This window comes from Aquiflexum sp., from assembly GCF_041749095.1.
Classification (GTDB): Bacteria; Bacteroidota; Bacteroidia; order Cytophagales; family Cyclobacteriaceae; genus Aquiflexum.
On sequence record NZ_JBGTCA010000533.1, the window covers coordinates 1 to 18,413 of the forward strand.

15 protein-coding genes are annotated in these 18,413 nt (G+C 38.8%); 1 reads left to right on the forward strand and 14 read right to left on the reverse strand.

The window, feature by feature from the left end; genetic code table 11:
- Positions 1-77 precede the first annotated feature (77 nt).
- The 12 genes from ACEW8O_RS23865 to ACEW8O_RS23920 all read right to left on the reverse strand — a co-directional run bounded on the left by ACEW8O_RS23865 (position 78) and on the right by ACEW8O_RS23920 (position 14,534).
- Entirely contained in the window at positions 78-1,031 is a 954-nt protein-coding gene (locus ACEW8O_RS23865; RefSeq protein ID WP_373497138.1) for a DMT family transporter, read from the reverse strand.
- Positions 1,032-1,265: 234 nt separating this feature from the next.
- A complete protein-coding gene (locus ACEW8O_RS23870; protein ID WP_373497139.1) occupies positions 1,266-2,228 on the reverse strand; it encodes a UbiA family prenyltransferase in 963 nt (320 codons plus the stop codon).
- A gap of 9 nt (positions 2,229-2,237) precedes the next feature.
- Complete coding sequence (locus tag ACEW8O_RS23875) at positions 2,238-3,179, reverse strand: diacylglycerol kinase family protein (RefSeq protein WP_373497140.1); 942 nt, start codon at positions 3,177-3,179, stop codon at positions 2,238-2,240.
- A gap of 1 nt (position 3,180) precedes the next feature.
- Positions 3,181-5,448, reverse strand: a complete 2,268-nt coding sequence (locus ACEW8O_RS23880) for an RND family transporter (RefSeq protein ID WP_373497141.1) — start codon at positions 5,446-5,448, stop codon at positions 3,181-3,183.
- A 5-nt stretch (positions 5,449-5,453) separates the two neighbouring features.
- Positions 5,454-6,392 carry a hypothetical protein gene (locus tag ACEW8O_RS23885; RefSeq protein WP_373497142.1) on the reverse strand — a complete coding sequence of 313 codons (939 nt, stop codon included), beginning with the start codon at positions 6,390-6,392 and terminating at the stop codon, positions 5,454-5,456.
- Positions 6,393-6,397: 5 nt separating this feature from the next.
- Entirely contained in the window at positions 6,398-7,477 is a 1,080-nt protein-coding gene (locus ACEW8O_RS23890) for a DUF3419 family protein (protein WP_373497143.1), read from the reverse strand.
- Between the two features lie 2 nt (positions 7,478-7,479).
- The gene (locus ACEW8O_RS23895) at positions 7,480-8,730 is read right to left on the reverse strand and encodes an aminotransferase class I/II-fold pyridoxal phosphate-dependent enzyme (RefSeq protein WP_373497144.1); all 1,251 of its coding nucleotides are present in this window, start codon (positions 8,728-8,730) and stop codon (positions 7,480-7,482) included.
- 6 nt (positions 8,731-8,736) lie between these two features.
- Complete coding sequence (locus tag ACEW8O_RS23900; RefSeq protein WP_373497145.1) at positions 8,737-9,786, reverse strand: thiamine-monophosphate kinase; 1,050 nt, start codon at positions 9,784-9,786, stop codon at positions 8,737-8,739.
- A 233-nt stretch (positions 9,787-10,019) separates the two neighbouring features.
- Positions 10,020-10,310 carry a hypothetical protein gene (locus tag ACEW8O_RS23905; RefSeq protein ID WP_373497146.1) on the reverse strand — a complete coding sequence of 97 codons (291 nt, stop codon included), beginning with the start codon at positions 10,308-10,310 and terminating at the stop codon, positions 10,020-10,022.
- A 99-nt stretch (positions 10,311-10,409) separates the two neighbouring features.
- Entirely contained in the window at positions 10,410-11,366 is a 957-nt protein-coding gene (locus ACEW8O_RS23910; protein WP_373497147.1) for a hypothetical protein, read from the reverse strand.
- Positions 11,367-11,423: 57 nt separating this feature from the next.
- On the reverse strand, positions 11,424-12,014 hold the full coding sequence (locus ACEW8O_RS23915; RefSeq protein WP_373497148.1) for a hypothetical protein: 591 nt from the start codon (positions 12,012-12,014) through the stop codon (positions 11,424-11,426).
- A gap of 207 nt (positions 12,015-12,221) precedes the next feature.
- Complete coding sequence (locus ACEW8O_RS23920) at positions 12,222-14,534, reverse strand: tetratricopeptide repeat protein (RefSeq protein ID WP_373497149.1); 2,313 nt, start codon at positions 14,532-14,534, stop codon at positions 12,222-12,224.
- Positions 14,535-14,881: 347 nt separating this feature from the next.
- Between ACEW8O_RS23920 and ACEW8O_RS23925 the strand changes: the two genes are divergently transcribed.
- Positions 14,882-15,472 (forward strand): hypothetical protein, encoded by a 591-nt coding sequence (locus ACEW8O_RS23925; RefSeq protein WP_373497150.1) that lies wholly within the window; start codon positions 14,882-14,884, stop codon positions 15,470-15,472.
- A 237-nt stretch (positions 15,473-15,709) separates the two neighbouring features.
- Here ACEW8O_RS23925 and ACEW8O_RS23930 read toward each other — a convergent pair whose 3' ends face one another.
- Positions 15,710-17,134: a hypothetical protein gene (locus ACEW8O_RS23930; RefSeq protein WP_373497151.1), complete on the reverse strand. Its 1,425-nt coding sequence runs from the start codon at positions 17,132-17,134 to the stop codon at positions 15,710-15,712.
- Positions 17,135-17,166: 32 nt separating this feature from the next.
- Positions 17,167-18,399 (reverse strand): fibrobacter succinogenes major paralogous domain-containing protein, encoded by a 1,233-nt coding sequence (locus ACEW8O_RS23935; protein ID WP_373497152.1) that lies wholly within the window; start codon positions 18,397-18,399, stop codon positions 17,167-17,169.
- Positions 18,400-18,413 lie beyond the last annotated feature (14 nt).

An 18,413-nucleotide genomic window follows, 5' to 3' on the forward strand; every position in this document is an offset into this window, starting at 1 on the left:
GGACTGTGTACTCTCAGGTAACATCATTGATAAATCTGTGTCAAAAAACGACTCACACTATTGCCACCAACAGCAATTCAAGATGCGGGCTCTTTTCTGATATCGGATTCACTTTGTTGTTTATCTTCAGGTTTTTTTGACAAAGTCAACAAAGCCACGGTTATCAGAATGAGAAATGTCCCCAGCCAATCCATTTCCAGAAAAGCAACATTTAACCAAAAAACTGCTGCCAAGGTCGCAGACAAAGGTTCTACTGAACAAAGCAGGCTAGCGGTCTGTGCCCCGATGATATTAAGTGAGGAAAGAAAAATAGTGAATGCGATCACCGTACCGAAAATAATGATGAAAGCAAAAGACAGCCATGTACCTAAATTCCAGGTGCCACTGACTTCCCAAGGTTTGCTGTATAGAGAAATCAACAGCCCGCCGATCATCATGGCCCAGCCTGTCACCGTTACAGGGGAATATCTTTGAAGCAGTTGAACAGGAAAAATGGTATAAAAAGCCAAAGAAACCGCTGATAAAATTCCCCAAAAAACAGCTTTTTCAGAAATCACCAATTGGTGGAAACTGCCGTGGGTTACCAATAAAAATGTACCTGTCAATGCCAATATCAGTGCCCCATATTCTACCAAAATCGGCCATCTTCTGTTTTTAATGGCATAATATCCCACCACGAAAACCGGACCTATATATTGTAATACCGTGGCTGTGGCAGCATTGGAAAAACTGATGCTATAAAAATAGGAAAACTGAACAGCTCCCATACCAAAAATACTGAAAAGCATAAGCTGAACCGCATCCCAGGGTTTTCTCCAGATTTGAAATGCATCTGAATTTTTTCTGAAAATGGCAAAAAGCATCAAAATCCCTCCTGCCAAAAGCATCCTCCAGGAAACCAACCATGCCGGGTCAATCAGCTTATGTTCAAAAAGATATTGGGCACAGGTTCCTGAAATTCCCCAGAAGACAGCCGCCAAGATGGTCAACATAAAACCTGAAACAATTCGGGAACTGGTAAGACGCGGCATAGGTGTGGGAACTGATTATAATGAAAAAGCGAATGTAACCAACAGGAAGATAATTTTTTGAAAATTTCTGAAAAGAAAAATAAAGGTTGATTATTCCAAGATGCAAGAGAGATTCAACAGACAGGAAAGTGAAGGAATCTCGGGCAGCTTTAAAATACACAAATTTCCACCATGATAATCTAGTCCAAGCAAGGGATGTGGTCTGGAAAGCTCAGTATTGAAAATTTTTAAAAATCATACCTGACTTGCAGAAGGTCTAAAGAAGAGCGCCATTTCAAATAAAAAATAATATCCTAACAAACTAATCCACCAGTCTGGCAGAAAATGAAGTATCAGTGCCATATGGATTAAGATGAAGCCTCTAAGCGTAGAAACAATTGAAAAAGTAGCTGATTCAGGTTCGGTATTTTTTGATAAATGACCTTTAAACTGGCCTATCACCACTATAATTGTAAATAAAATCCCAGCTAAAATTTCAGGAAAATTTTTCCCCCCAATCGCCCAAAATAAAATTAAAGTGATTGCCCAAATCCCATTTCCCACCCACAAAGTCTTCTGCCATCCAAACAAAACAGGGAATGTCCTATATCCAGTTTCCCTGTCTGCCTCAATATCTTTAAGATATCCGATCAACACAAAATTTGAATAGGATAAAAAAGTAATCAAAACAAAAGGATAGAAACTTCTAGGAAACTCCCATAAACCAGAAGAACTTATTGCGAAATAACCCATCACAGGCAAAAGGGCTACTATCCAAGCATTATAAAATGGACCTATGAACCAATATTTCTTTTTAAAATACGTATAGGTGGCCAAGCCAAAAACTGTCAATAAGGCCAAAAGAAAACTGATATAACTCATGAAAAAAAATATCAGTGCGCACATGCCTAAACCAACGATACTTACAATAAGGGTTTGTTTAATTGAAATCAATCCTTTTGATAAAGGCCTGTATGGTGCGGATAACTTATCTGTATCCGTTTGAAAACAGTCAGTCAAAGCCTGCCCGAAGCCATATCCAAGAAAAAAAGGAAGAAAAGCCAATAATAATTGCCATGAATTTTTATCAACAGTTCCGGTCATTATCATCCCGGTTGCACCTGCAATTCCTGAAACAAAAAGCAAATATGGCCTCATCTGGATTCCATAAAATTTAAAAAATTGTAAACTTGTAATCCTAAGTTTCTTTGACTGCATTTGCTCAGATTATTTAGCTAATAAATTTATGGCTTTGGGAACAATTTCGATTTCCACTGAATGGCATTTGTCAGTTTCTCCGTCAAACTCCAAGACAAAGGATTCTTTTGAAGTTACTTTTAACCGATCAGTATAATCTGAAATTTTTTTTTCATCAACATCAAAGACACCTTTTCCTAAGTCAAACATAAGTTTGATCAAGTCTAAGGTACCCATGTGATGTGAAAAATTCAAACCAAAAAACCCATTGTCTGATGGAACACTTTGGGGATAACGGAAATTTCCTGAGATAAAAGGAATTTTGAGCAAATTCAAATTTGACAGCTCTGATTCAAACTTTTCATCATTATATTCGATTTGAACAGTTATATTTTTGTGTTTCAGGATTGTTGAAATTGCAGTATAAAAAATTGCTAAACTGCTGGAATTTGATTTAAAAAATTTCAATAATGCACTGGGATTGTTGAAGTTCCAATTGGCCTGTGCGGTAACTCCAATGCTTGCATTTATAACAAAATATTTTTCCAGAGAAATTCCATTTTCCCCAACATATTTAGCGACTCCAATGTCATGCTTAACCCAGGGCTTTTCAAGGTCAATCATCAAAGGAATTCCTTTGATGATTTTTAAGGCAGGTTTGTGAAAATCATTACTAGAACCCAAACCTATCCCCCCGATAGCTAATTTTTGTAGATGAGATTTGTGATATTTAATCAAATAATTGATCAGATAGTTAATGGAACCATCTCCCCCGGCTACAATGATAATCAGCTCCGAGGATTTTGCTATTCTGACACCAAGTATTTCATCCAAAGTCTTATCATTTTCAATAACCGCTTCCTCAAAGCCATCAGGTAAATGATGAATAAGTCCTTGCTTGATAGACAACCATCTTTTAAATGCAGTCCCTTGATGAGATCTAGGATTGATGACTATAATTGGCTTATCCATTTCAGACCTTTTTGATTTTATCCAATTCATTTTTAAAAAAGGAACTTATCAAAACGGGAGTCAATACCAAATCCGTAATAATTGCAACAAGGATCACTATGCTCACAAGAAATCCATGGTAATATATATCCCCAAAAGAGGAGAATAACAAAACCATAAAACCTCCCAAAAGAATTAAAGAAGTCATGGTCATGGCAATTCCAGTTTCAAGAATCGTTTTATTGATCGCTTCTTGTAGAGAAAGCCCATTTTTTATTTCCAGTTTATACCTGTGAAGAAAATGCAAAGTATCGTCAACGGCGATTACAAATCCGACAGTAAAAATAATCGTAGTAGTTCCTCTCATTTCAATACCTGTAAAACCTAATACGCCCCCTACTACCAGAACAGGGATTAAATTCGCAATCAAGGCTACCAAAATCAGCTTCCATGATTTGTATAAAATTCCTGTAATTACAGAAACCACAATTACCAGCATGATAAAACTTATATACATATTATCAATTCTCAACTGATGGCCAATATCTGTGAGGTGATCTATTCCTGTAAAAACAATTTCAATCTCTTCCATTCCAGGAACCGAGGATTTCCAAAGTTCAAAAGATTCTTCCATGGCTTCAGCTTTTTTTCTACCCAAGTCTTTAATCCTTCCATATATGCGAGCGGTGCTACCTGATTTGCTTATAATTTTAACCGGTAAAGCGGTACCGCTTGATTGGGAATATAACTTTATCAAACTTATATCATCTTCCGAGGGAAGACTCCAATTGGAATTTCTGTCCACAATAAGATGTAGCCATTTTGAATATACTGCCGGTCCAACGATTTGGCTGACACCTACTTCTTTTTCAAGGAAGTGCTCGATTTCTGAAACTGATTGAAGTATTTCATCATCAAAAAAATTCTTTCCAGTCTTCGCTTTTAATGAAAGTTCCACAGACCTCCCTCCCCCAAGTTCTTGGTCGAAAAAAACGAAATCTTCATATAATCTATTATGCTCTGGAAGGTTGGTAAGCATCATGTTGTTGGTGTTGATCTTCCACATTCCCAAAAGAGAAAACATTACGATTAGACTGAAAACCAAAATAATTTGCTTTGGATAATTTAATGTGAAATCAACCAAAATATGAAGAGGTTTCCGGAATTTTTTTGACTGAACCGGTTTAATAAACGAGGATTCCAGATTAAAAAAAAGAATGAAGGCAGGCAATAGAAAAATTGAATTCATCCATGCAAATGCAAGACCAACCGTAGCATCCACCCCAAATGTCCTAAGCGCCTGCATACTCATGGTCAGCAACATTAAAAATCCAGCAGCGGTGGTAAGAGAATTTATTAAAGTTATCAAACCTATTTCCTTTAAAGTCCTATCCATGGCAAGGATAGGATTGTGGATTGTTTTACCGTCAATAGAAAATTTAGTGCATATATGAATGATATCGGAAATACCTACGATCAAAACAATAGTGGGGAAAAGATTGGACATGATGGTCAAAGGGCGTCCAAAAAAACTCAGGTAGCCATACAGCATCAATAGTGAAAGGAGAATGCAGGTTATCGGAACAATAACTCCCATCAAGGTTCTGTGGATTAGGTATAAAGCCAGGATGATAACCCCGAAACTTAAAACCAAAGCAGTTTTCATTTCCTTTTTTGTAAGCTTTTGGAATTCTGATTCCATATACTTCCTGCCCATCATATGGATTTTCCCAAAGCCCACTTCTTGGCCCAATTGGTCGATTTTATTCAATAGATTGTCAAATCTATCCAGAGAAAGTGAATCAACAAGTTGGACAGGGAATTTGAGTACTGAGGCATCCTCAGAAATGAAATGCTGATTGAATAGAAAGTCAGAAAAAATCAAAACACTGTCCCTGGCAAATCTTTCAGGATGCGATACCTGGATATATGGCCGGCTTGATACTTTTCCCGGTAATACCTGATTGTATTTTTTGATGGAAAGGATTGAGCTGACCGATTTTATTTCGGGCAAACTATCCATCTCTACCAGGAATATTTCCACCCGCTTTAAAAAAACAGAATCAAAAATGCTAGGTTGATTCTTAATGGCAATTATCATGGAATTATCCGCTGTCCCCATTTCTTCAACGAAATCCCTGTAAAAAGAAAGGCTTGGATGTCCGGTGGGGAAGAATTGATCGAAACTTGAATCTATTTTCAGTTTTGGCAAAAGAAATAAACTATAGGCACTTAAACCAAAGACCAATCCAATGATTGCAAGGCTATATTTTTTAATCCATTTTCCCATAGTGATTATAAACATCTCACATCAATCCCCACTGAATCAGTTTCGACCAACGGGAAATCTGAAAGAATATAATATGGATAAGTACTGATTGCGTACGGTTTCATCAACGGATAAAGAAAATCATCTTTTCGACAACAAACCTGTAAATAATCTATTCCAATTGCTGACACCCGTTCCAAAATTTCATTGATGTTTCGAATATTTTGAGGGCTATAATTATACAAAGTAGCAAAACCAAAAGCTTTATTCTCAACTGGGAAAAATGTGGATTTTTTGGGAAAAACCATGCTATAAATCCTTAAACCCAATTTATAAAGCCAATGGATTTTTTTAATCTTTAATTTGTACAATTTCTGTGTTTGAAAATATGCCAAACCACTTTTTGTCCGAAAAAAGAGAGAATTAACCACTTCTTCCCGATCAAATAAATAGACAGAAAATAGTTGATTGGCATGATTTAATTCATTAGGAATAATAATCTTTTGTTTTACCGGAATGGTCAAATAAATAAATTCGTATAAGAATGTTTTTTTGATGGCTGCAAGAGTCAATTTAATTACGGCAGAATTGGATTTTTTTAAAGTGACGAAATTTTTATCTATGCCATACTGCTTCAATATTTGCGTTTTCCCATCCTTTGTCAGTAATCTTCCTACTCCCCTATTTCTGTCTTCTTTCGAAACTTTTACATCAAACCCAACTGAGGTATCATAGATTTTTTCATTGATTTTTATTTTGGTTTTGGCACCAATACTTGTCCCGACAACCTTACCTTGTTCATTGATTGCTAATGAAGCTATAAATTCCCTGAATGGCTTAGCTCTGGAGAGAAAATGTTCCTTGACAATCTCCAGTTGAATGGCTTTACCTTGCACGATTGATTTTTCCAAGAATTCAATTTCCCTGTCGTACATGGATTCATATCCGATGATTTTATATTTCATTGGTTTTAAGGTTTATCAAGATTCATAGCTGGGGAGGATCTTGGGATTACTGCACAGACCTGATACATACCTGTCGATTCAAGATCATCGGCCACGTACACATCTCCATATTTGTCCTGAATAGTATTAGTATCTGTCCCAGTTAAACGATTGGCAATAAAACTTCTGAAAACTATCAGGTTTTCCTCTCCTTTTGAAATAGCGTCTAATAACCTGAATAAATAATCAGAATTTTCAAAGCTTAAAATATCTGAACAGGAAAAGAAACTATCACCTTTGTTTTGGTTCGCAAATTCAAGTAAATCTCCGTGTATGTATTTGATCTTTAAATTTTTGTTGAGAATCCTGTTCTTAACTTCTTGTAGGATATTTTCTTGTAAGGATTCCGGCAGATGCCTCATATCCATATCCCTTAAGTGTCCTTTGAAAATTAAGTGCATCATAAAATTGGAGTCCGCCTTTCCTTGGTAAATATTCTTAGCAATGGTTTCCGGTATGTAACCAACGACCGATTCCCTGCCAATAAAAGCGGAATCTTTATTTCCCAGTAATCGGTAAACCCATTTTTTTGAAAAAAAATAGGACAATACCTCCCATTTCAATGCGGAGAATGAATATTTTTCTATTGACTTGCCTTCGAAAATCTTCAAAAACCCATTTCCTAAAAAAAATAAAAGTAAAGGGCGAATGCGATCCAAAAAACTTTCAAAATGACCCACATATAAAATTCCCTTTTCTATTGAAGAAAGTCTTTGGTTCCAGTAATTTGAACAGTCATCAGGAAGCTTGTTTTCAATCTTACGATAACAGGATTTCCTAAATTGTTTCTCAGACTCAAAGTGACCGATAAATTTCAGGTAGTCCTCCACTTCAAGAATTTGAAGTGCCTGGATTTTTAACTGGAAAAGAAAAATTGCCTCCAAATTGATATCTACGAGATTTAATTCTACAACACTTGGATTATCCATTAATGCTATGACCCTTTCCCCACTCCCAACCACCACTACCAAAGAGGATTTGGAAAACTTTGAAAGCCAATTTCTTTCAGGCTCGCTATCTTCATTGATATGGCTATAGTAGATCATTATCAAAAAATAAAAGCCTTTGAATCATTCCAAACCTCCTCTAAAGCTGTAGCCAATTTATCAATGTCTTCTTTGGTATGGTGGGACATAAAGCTGATCCGGAACCTTTCATGGTGAAGAGGAACTGCAGGGAATTCTATAGGATTAATAAAAATATTTTTGTGGTGAAGCAGATAAGAAGCGGCCCGGATATTCATTCCCTCGGGAATCCTTAGTGTGACGATTCCTCCTTCCGGTTTGGCACAAAATTCAAAGTTCCCTAATTTTTCAATTGCGTACTTCATGTTTTCCCCCAAACTAATTCTAAGCCATGGTTCATCTTCAAGTATTTTCAAGCCTCCTAAAACAGTGGCCATTACTACCGGAGGAATAGATGCGGAGAAAATATATTGTCTCGAATTAAATCTCAAATAATTGATGATATCTTCTGAGGAAGCTATATATCCCCCGCATGTTGCAAATACTTTACTAAAAGTACCCATCTCAATATCAATTTCGTCCTCAACGTTGAAATGGGAGGCTGTACCTTTCCCGTTCTCTCCCAAAACCCCCGCTCCATGGGCATCATCCAATATCAACAATGCTCCATAAGTCTTACAAAGACTTACAATCTGTGGCAAAGGCGAAATATCACCATCCATAGAATAAACCCCTTCTACACAGACATATATATTTCTTTTCCCTATAGATTGATACTTTTCTAAAAGTCTTTCCAAAGATATCATGTCATTGTGAGGAAAAACCTGATGAGGAGATTTTGTAAGTTTTAATGCATCAAATAGAGAAGCATGACTTAATTGGTCAAAAATCACCACATCATCTCCCGAGGCAACTCCACTAACCACTGCCAGATTGGCCAAAAAACCCGAAGAAAAAACCATTGCCGAAGGTTTGGACTTAAAAGAAGCCAGTCTATCTTCCAATTCCTCGGTAAGTTTTAAATATCCATTCAGCAATGGGGGCCCACCTATTCCTACTCCATATTTATCCATGCATGCCTTTACATACTCGGATATTTTAGGATGGGTGGCAAGGCCTAGGTAGTTATTGGAAGCAAACATGAGCATTTGCTGGATTTTTCCTGTTATGGGATCCTCAACTGACACTTCTCTGTCTGTTTTGGACACAATCTTCCGCATATATGAAAATGATTGTGTACTTGAAAATTCTTTGAAAGTTTTGGCCCTTTCACTCAGTTTCTGGTGGGCCAAAAGTGTCTGCATGCTTTTAAGATCTTCATGAGTTGGCTCCATATTATTTTATTTTAACCATTCTTGATGCAATTTTAAAAGCGATTGAAAGTATAACTGAATATCTCCACCCTCTTCGTCAAATAAATTCCCAACTTCTGAAGGTCGGCATTTGATTTTTAATCCATCAGTTCTAAATTCGATCTGATTTCCTGAATTAAATACCCCCAAAAAAACCGGTTCCCAATTGGCTGTTGAACAAGCTTTCAAAAACTTTTCTTTCTTACGGCTCGGGATGGTAAATAACAGCTCATATTCTCCATGCGGACCTGCAAGAAAAATCCAAGTTGGCACAGAATTGTTTTTTTGAACCTCCCTAACGGCTGCATGTGCAATTTCCTCAAAATTCCTTTCCATTTTAAGCCCGAGTTGATTCAAATCCATTAGATTTGAAACTGCCGGGAAAAACCCGTCACTTGTATCAATACACGCTGTTGCGAATTCTTTGATGACTTTACTCTCCTTCAACCTTGCTTCAGGCCAATAGGAAACTTCAATACTGTCATCAAAATATTTGCTGTATGCATAAGCATTTCCCAAACCCAAGGGATGGGTTGAAAATAGAAGATCTCCTTCCATGATGGTTTTCCGCATCAAGGGCACTTTTTCTTGAAGAGAGGATATAGCCATGGTTGAGATTGAAAAAAGCTCATCAAAATTAGTATCACCGCCCAAAACAAAGACCCCGTAAGCTTCACAAGCCTCATTAATTCCTCCCTGCATCTCTTCAATCCATCCACTATTTAATGATTTGACAAGCTGTAATGATAGCAAAATACCAATAGGGTCTGAACCTGTAGCTGCCATATCACTTAGAGTTACCGTGACAGCCATCCATCCAATTAGCCTTGGGTCAATATAAAGTTTATGTCTTATTTCCTCATAAATTCCGTCAACTTTAATCACAATGTATCCAGGAGGATGTTCTCTCAAACGAATAATTTCCCCATCTGATTCCAAGAGATTATTTATTTGGTTGGGGTATCTTTTGAATACTCCGGCAATTTTTTGGGTGAACAGATTTTCAGATAACAAGTGCGGAATCTTGCTGGTTTCCATTGGGTTAAAGCTCTGATTTAATTAAATAATTTTACTGAAAAAAAACCTGAATTCAAATGGGTATTATCAATTAAATTTGGATGGACCGCCTTTTCTGTCTGCTCCCAAGTTTGAACAGGGGCCCCGGGATCTATAAGCAAATCTCAATTTCTTTTCAAACTGAAAAAAAACTGAAAGTGAAGATGACAAAAGGCGGGGGATTTGTGATGAAAGCAACTCGTGGATCTTGGGTTTTAATTTGGAAAAAGAGCCTGCAAAGCTTTGAAGTCCATCATTTGGTTAATTCTATCCACTACCTCATTGAGATGCTTATGTATACCTTCCAAGTTGACGAATTCCACAGTAATCAATTGAGGCACATCCAATGGAATCTTGGTGTCAAAATATTCCGGATTGATGTAGACCATTAGGGTATTATTTCCCCATCCCCTGCCCCGATAATCCGGATCAAAATTCTCAAGCATGGCTCTCATTGTCAAGGCTCCGCTGATTCCTTGATGCATTTCTGGGAAAGACTTCTTCAAAATTGAGTCAGGCTGTGTAGTTAAATACTCCCTGACTATCTCCAGGGATTCTAGGTAATCTTTTTCAAGTGCATCAAGTTTATCCTGAATTTTTGTAAGCTACTCTTTCTTTTTGAGCGTAGTATTTTCTTCAGCTAACCGGATTCGGTTTTCCATGTTTTCTTTGGAATATCCCCAAGCTCCTTCAGCAGTGAGTTTTTTGATCTCTTGGATGCGCTCCTCCAACTCTCGATCAAATTCCTCAGGGGGGTGGACTTGGGTACGTTCAACAATCGCTTGCCTTTGCTTTTGATATACCTGTTCTAACTCGGTCAATTTAAACTCAAGAAATTCCTTTCTGGTAAAAGGAATAAACAGTGGTTTATCGCTATTTCGGATTAAAAAAGCATCCAAAAAATCCCACTTTGAATAATTGACAACATAATCCGGTGCAGGACCGGGATATTGGTAATAATCAACCCTGCCTTGACGTTTGGTTAGCGTTGGAATTTTGAATACCGGTTTACCATTAATTTTATAAGGCTCTAAAGGATCTGTTTCAAAATCAAAAAAGGGTTGGGCCAATTGATTGAATCTGTTTAAAAAAATCTCAACATAGGAAGGTCCATCAAGTTGCCCCATTCGAGACCCCGAACAATGCCCATAACTACTTATGAATTTGACGGTAGAATAACTGATAATACCTGTTGAATGAAACCATTCATCTGTTCGGAGCATTTCATCGTGGGTAAAACCTTTTTCATACCTGAAATAGTATTCCACTGCTTTGGAACCCCTGACACCTTCAAAATATCCCTTCATCCATTCTACACCAACATTTAGGTTAGGTGTCATTTTTTTCTGGTCATACGATGCGTTCAGGTATTTCATTGGCCCCGGTTCGTAATGTGGCCCATAAAAATTACGGGAATCTTCCAATCGTGACCAAACAGGAACCAACTCACTCACATTGCAGGGTGATTGGGAATAAGAAATACTCCCCCAAGTGGAAAAAAAGAAGGATGCAAATAGGCATTTAATTCTTCTGCTTTTCCATAAGCTAAGTCTCGAATCCATAACCCACTATTTTTAAACCGGTAATTTTTTCTTTCCTTCTTGATCTTTATCCTCCAATTATTTCAATATATCCATATCAGTAAACCTTTGATTTAGCTGCACCGGAGCGCATGGAATATGTATCAAAGGTTGGGCTAAAATTGCAGGTTGAGAGGTCGGAGATCCAAACTCCAAAGAACTCCCAAATTCTTCCAATTCCCTTTCGAATGTGGAGGTGTTACTTACGAACACATAACTGATTTTTCGTTGACCATTCGAAATAGTGACCAAGACCACCGCCTGATTTTGGTTTTGATAAAAAATTGAAACAGCTCCAATCATAGCATTCCATTTGGACTTAAAGGATGTTTTGGAGGAATCCATAGGTTCTCTGGGCTGATACTCCGGTACAATTAAAATTCGCCAGTCTTCTTCAAAATCATTGTCAAGAGATCCAGAAGAAGGTTTTACTTTGTAAAGCAAAATCTTGCCAAATTCTCCAGATGATGAATTACCCTTGGTAAATTCCAAATATCCAAGACCCTCAATCCTTGACCAACCGACAGGCGGGCTGTAAGTTACCCCATCATATTTTTCAAGATGCTGTCCCGATATATGGTTCCCAAAGAACAGTGTAACCAAAGTGAATATCCATTTAATTTTGACCATGATTGTATATAGTAAATTGACCGATTTTTTTCTATAAGCTGATATCTAGTGAAGCTTTACCAAACATAGAAATTAAGCAAAAGCCAAAATATCCTGTAAAAACAGGATATTTTAAGCAAAGCGCTTTGGGCTAAAAGTATTTTAAATTCTTGAAAATCTTTATTGATCAATCTTCATCGTGAAATATCCCGGAGCGATAGGTTTTAATTACAACCGATTAAAAATATTCCCCACGGTTGACACCTTGGACCCAGCCCCTTTGAACCCACTTACGATGGATATCTCATAACTCTCCGATATCCCGATAGAGGCAGCCTGACGGATATCCAATCCACTATCGTTGGGGTCGGTTGATTTAGGAACTTTCAACCCAAGTTCTGCTCCAATCGTTCCTTTTACAACTATATCTTTAATGTCCCAATTACCATCAAATTTTATGGTGGTCACTAACCCAGCGCCAGCCTGTACAGAAAGGGCTTTCCCAACGTCCTCATTTCTCTTCCCGATTTTCCCTCCGAAATAGACCGAATGTTCCACGGTCTCCAAAGTGGAAGGATCATATTTCTGGCCTCCTCCAAATTCGACACCATAAACCTTGGCACCAATGGTTGCCTCTCTGCAGGTAAACTTGCTCTTGACAAAGTGTAAATCTAGATCCCAATGGGTGATACAATGGGTATCCTCCCATTTCGTCATTTTTCCGTTCGCAGTTATCAGGTCCGGAAGTTTTACTTCGCAGCCATTACCGGTATAAAGTGGTGGGACCGGATATGGATAGTAGGCCTTCAATCCCGAAAGTGTTTTAAGGTAATCGGCATACAATCTGTAGGCTAGACCTGTGGGGTCTTGGGGAAGGTGATAGAGCGTGTACCAGTAAGTTTGTTCCTGCAACTGCTGAAAAGCCAGCGATTCCATTTCATGCACAAAAGCATTGTTAATGTCAGCACTTTTCTCCACAGATAATTCAAATAGTTTTTTTCTAAGCAGACAAATTTGTCTTTCAAGGGTCTGAACTTCGGGACTTTCCCCTTCACCGGTTTCCATTTTTGACAATCGTTTTTCCATTTCCTCAAGCTTTCTATAATCAACAGCAAAAGCCTCCTCCAATGCTTTCATTTGTCCTTCCCTAGATTGGATTAGCTTGTTTATCCTTTTATTAAAACTGCTGGCATAAGAGTCGTCCAATTCTGCCATCAGCACCTCCTGTGCCTGTATTTTGAATGGATTCCAGATTTGAGCAGCAAGACTATATTGTTTTTGAACATCCTCCATACTGGTCATATTACGGTTATTCGCAGCCATTTGTCCCGTAACTTTTTGGTGGTTCAAAAAGAGTTTATCCTCTGATGGAGGTACTCTCCTGAAAATATCCTCGTTGGTTAGTTTTATCCCTTGGAAAAAATCCTCAATCTCCCCTTCCCTTGTTATCGCCGCTTCTAGGGAAACCGGTACGGATGGCATGGTAAACCGTTTGGTGATCGCAATTTCTTTCAAATATCGTTTATGGTTAATCTTGATGCTTTCTATCATACCATCACTTCTACTGCCAGTCAAGTCTCTGAGTTCAAAATAGGATTCCTGAGAAAATCCACCTTTCAGGGCATTTTCAAGATATGTTTTTGCCTGAGCAGTACTGCCCTCTTTTTGAGAGATACGCGCCAGACTACGGTTGGCTTCGGGGTGTTGATCATATTCGCTTACAGCCTGTAAGAGTAAGGGTTTAGCTTTGTCAATCCTCCCTAAACTTAGCCATGCCTGGCCCAGATTATTGTTTACAATTGAGCTCTGAGGATTCTTACTTTTTAGGTATTCAAGAATCGGAATGCTTTTATCTGCATATCCGGCCATTGTAATGACAGATGCCAGATTGCTCAATAAAAGTTCATCCTTCAGATCAGCAATGGCTGCTTTCAGCATCAGGTAAGATGAGGCTTCCTGCTGCCCTGTCAGCCAGAGCATGTATCCTGCTCCTTTGGTTTCTTTTCCTTTGTTCAGGTGTGGGAGGACTTGTTCCCTTGCCTTGTCACTCAAGGCCTGATCGGCTCCATTGTCAAAGGCTTTCAAATAATTTAGAAGTTCGGATTCACTCGGGGGTGTTGGCTTTATCCCTGCAACAACCTTCAGATCAGGTTCAGGAATGGTTCTCATATCGACGTCAGGACCTGCCTTATCCGCCATCCGCTGTATATTTTCAGGATCGTGCCCCAGATTGCGGATCATTTTCTCCATCATTTTATCTGGATCATCCTCATCTTCGTCAAATTTTACTTCCTCGGGGTCAATCTCGCCTTTCCCTTCTTCACTTTCGGACTGTTTTTCTTTTGAATTATTATTTTTTTCTCCAGAACCTTTCGGTCCAAGTACTGCAGGAATTGTTTTCTCCTTCAGTTTTGAGCCCAATCCCTTTAGCGGTGCTTGTTTTCCATCCTTATGCTGTCCCTGGGCATGGAGCGTAAACATAAAGGTGGCCAAAATGATGAAAAACATTTTCAAGGAATGTGAAATCACGTGTGTTTTCATAGTGGATTCAATTTAAGAGCGATATTATTTAGGTGTTTGACTGACATTATTTTAGGGAACTATTGTACTGATACACCGGCAGGAGTAGCCTTGAAATAGCAGTAAAGAAAAATCAGATTTTTCATATCATGGAAGTTTGAATAGGATCAAGAATAATTATTGAGGAAAGCTAATCGATCTCAACATAACCCGATATCCTGTAAAAAGGGGATTTTAGTAAATACCCTACCTGCTTTGGAATAATATTTCCCAACTCGAAAACCATTTGTCTAAAAAAATCCTGCTTTTAAGGGATAGTAAGGTGGGGGATAATTGGGGATAATTGGGAAACCAAAAACCCATCCCTTATGAAAAACCTTTCAATTGCCTGCCTGATTCTGGTACTCACCGGAAATCTTTCCGCCCAGAGTAAATTCGGAATCCTTACCTACCAAATTCCTGACCATTGGGAAGTTGCCCAGGTTGCCGACAATCTTGTCCTATTTAATCCATCCAGCCCAGAATGTAGGATAGCTTTATTACCTACAACTTCAAGCATCATTGACACAGAAGATGAATTCCTTGAATTACGGAGTCAAAAAATTAACGAACTAGGCTTCCAGAATCACCCCTCTAACCCGATTGAGAAAATTGAGGAAGAAGGGTGGATTATCTTGAGAACTGCAATGGAAAATTACAATCCTCGATACATTTTGAGATTAATGGTGACACTTTCCAATTCAAATGAGACTACTGGAGTAATTTTCGAAGCGAACTCTCTAGCTTGTTATGATGAAATTATGCAAATATTGGGAATGTTAGGCATCGAACCAACACCCATACCAGTACCTGCAGTCCAAGACCCAAAAAAGCCGCAGTCTAAAGGAAAAGCCCAACCTATGAAGGATCTCCGTGGGGTAGCTGATCCACAAAAGGGTAAAGGAAAGGGCAAAAATTAAGTCGGATAATATTACTTCAATCCTGTTCTCTCCTATGGGGAACAGGATTTTTTTTTATGGCTTTAAAAAAACACCTGCCAGGTTTTGAAAACCTGGCAGGTGTTATCACTTCAAGAAAATGATTGAATTTTTAAAGTATTATAGGTTTTTACCCGGATTCCATAAGTAAAATATGACTTGAGAAAATGTATAACGATTAGATTGAAAAAGTGTCCCTGAAGCAATCTAAAATTTCTATTACTTGATTTTCACAAGGGTATATTCCCCTCCTGACCGATCATTTAGGTAAAGCAATCGCCCATCTCTCACCGCTTGGAAATGGGCATCAAACTGTTGGGTTTTGCCTTGGTATCGATTCGTCATTGTGATGTTCCAATTGGTGGTCGTAGCGTTTCCTTTGTATTCCTGTTGAAAGGCATTCATCGCTCCAACTGCTCCTGTTGCACCATTGTGGATGCTGGTATAGGAGTTTCCAGAAAAGGAAAAGGTCGCACTTGAAGCCGCAAACGTGGCTCCGGCATACGCTCCTGTCACAGAGTTATACCATTGGGCCATCTGACTGCCGCCACTTTGCCAGGTGCCATTCAGGTCATTGGGACCAATTGCAAATTTGTTGTACCTGCTCATCTTTTCAAGGTCGGAGTCCCAATTGTGAGCCGCTTTAGGGAAGTTCTGCCTGTGGCCTTCCTCGATAGCAGAATTGGCAACTGTCAGCATAGCCGAATTGGGTGCGACGGTGAGAAACATTCCAATAAATCGACGTTGACCTGTTTGGGGATCAACTCCCCAACCTTCCACATATTTGGGCTGCATAGAACTGACAAACTCCGCTCCGTCCTGATAGGATTTGGAGCTTGTTTTGAAAAGAGGGGCAATGTGATTGTCCCAGTAAAAATCACGATCCCTTACCCCTGTGCCGTCAAAATTTTCACTCTGATATGGAAGTACAAAAAACAGGTAGACTTTCGTCTCACCTTTTTGAACCAACACCCAATCCGGCTGAATGCTGGCAACCCATCCATCATCAAAGTTTGAAGTTGTATAATTGAACCCTGAACTTTGCGAAGCCGCAGGCTGATTTTCCGGTTCTGATTTTGAACCCGTTGTTTGATTCTTGAACGGAGGTGCAGTTTGCTGAGGTTTGTTCTCCTGGGTTTTAATTGCCTGGCCTCCACCAAAATCCAGCGAACTTGCAAAATCTTCGAAAACGGTCTCGTACTTTGTTGTATTCGTGATAAAGACAAAACTCATTTTTGTTTTTGATTTCACCTGTGTTAATAATAGTGCCGCATGGTTTTCATTTTGAAATTTAAAAGGAGCAACCCCTATTTTCGAAACCCAGCCGTCCTTATAATCCGATACGCCGGTATTAGTAAAATTCTCAGGACTATAGTTCAGTTGTACAAGCTCTTTCCATTCAATGTCGAAGTCAGAATTAACATTTCCTGAACCCGGCAGACTTTTGAAAATGATAATCCGTGCGTATTCTTTTGATGTAATATCCGATAAGGTATAGGCAACAAAACTATTCCCGGTATCCTTTGTCCAATCGGCAGGAGCATTGTACGATACAATGTCAAATCTGGGGGTATCCTGTCCGTATCCCATTATTGATGTAAATACAAGAAATAAAGTTGTCAAGATTTTAATGTGCTTCTTCATTATTTAAAAGATAAAATGATGGAACTTTAGATTTACTTTTTATTGTCAGACGGATTATTGAGTTTGTCTTTTACACACCGGCACGAATAGCCGTTGTTGGCTACGGTATAAATTCTTCCCACGGCATTGGTATTGTAGTGAACATGGTGGTTCCAGAGGTACAGCAGTCCATAACGGTCATCATAAACCGTTGAAGTCCAGAAATTTCCGTATTGGTTCAGCGTGGAATACTCGCCATTATCTAGCCTGGCACCTGCCGGTAAAATGGAAAAACCACTTGAATTATCACTTGAAAAAGACGATGGTTTCCAATCATTTGTCGTTTTCAGTTTATTGGCAATATTGCCTCTTTCACCGGTCCGCTCAAGTTCAGATTCGGAAATGCCATATATTTGTTCCAATTCTTTCCAGTCGGAATCTGTTGCAACGTGCCAGCCTTTGGGACAAAGTTTTCCTGATGCGGCTGCATGACCATTGTACAGCAAACCGTATTTTTTAATGTTACCGGGTTTATCATCGTAAACAGCATACGCTCCATGTTTGGCTTTCTCCCAATCCTGCGCATTCAGGCCTGTTGTAATTTTTGTTGTGTCATTGTACTGGGTTGTGCGCAGGTTTTCTTTCATCCAAAATTGTTTGCCGATTTGTAAAACTGCGTATCGGTTACCGTCGAGATCATGTACAAACATCTGGCCTTCGTTTTCCTGGGTTTTCTGTGGCAAAGCTCCGGTTTGCCTGCCTGCCAGCGGAGGAATATACGCCGGGTATTTTCCCGCCGAATTATTATTATTAGCCTGTCCGGAATTTGTACCGGCCCCCAAAACTGGCTGGGTTGTATTTCCCGGGATTATTTTACCCATATTTCCCTTGCCAATGTAGAGCGCTGTTTCTTTGTTTTCCTGCGAAACATAAACAAGCCAGTTGCTATTGTCCTTAGTAAACCAGAGCAACTTGTTATCACCTTTATCATCCGTATTCCCATAGCCGTTTGCAGTAAGTTGTACTCTGATATTTTCAAGGTTAAAACCTGAAGCAGCAGGTATTGAATATACTTCTACAGGAGTAATCTCGCTTTTTTTATATTCGGTTGACATTGACAGGAACGAATCTGATGCTGCCACCGATAGCAATCGTTTATCCTGTTTGCTGCCTTCAGGAAGCTGGATACCCAGCATTTGTGTCTGCAATGCCGGAACAACATTTTTTTGAGCGAAAAGCATTGCCGGGGATCCGAAAATGATGAGCAGATAAAATAACTTTTTCACAACCATACTATAAT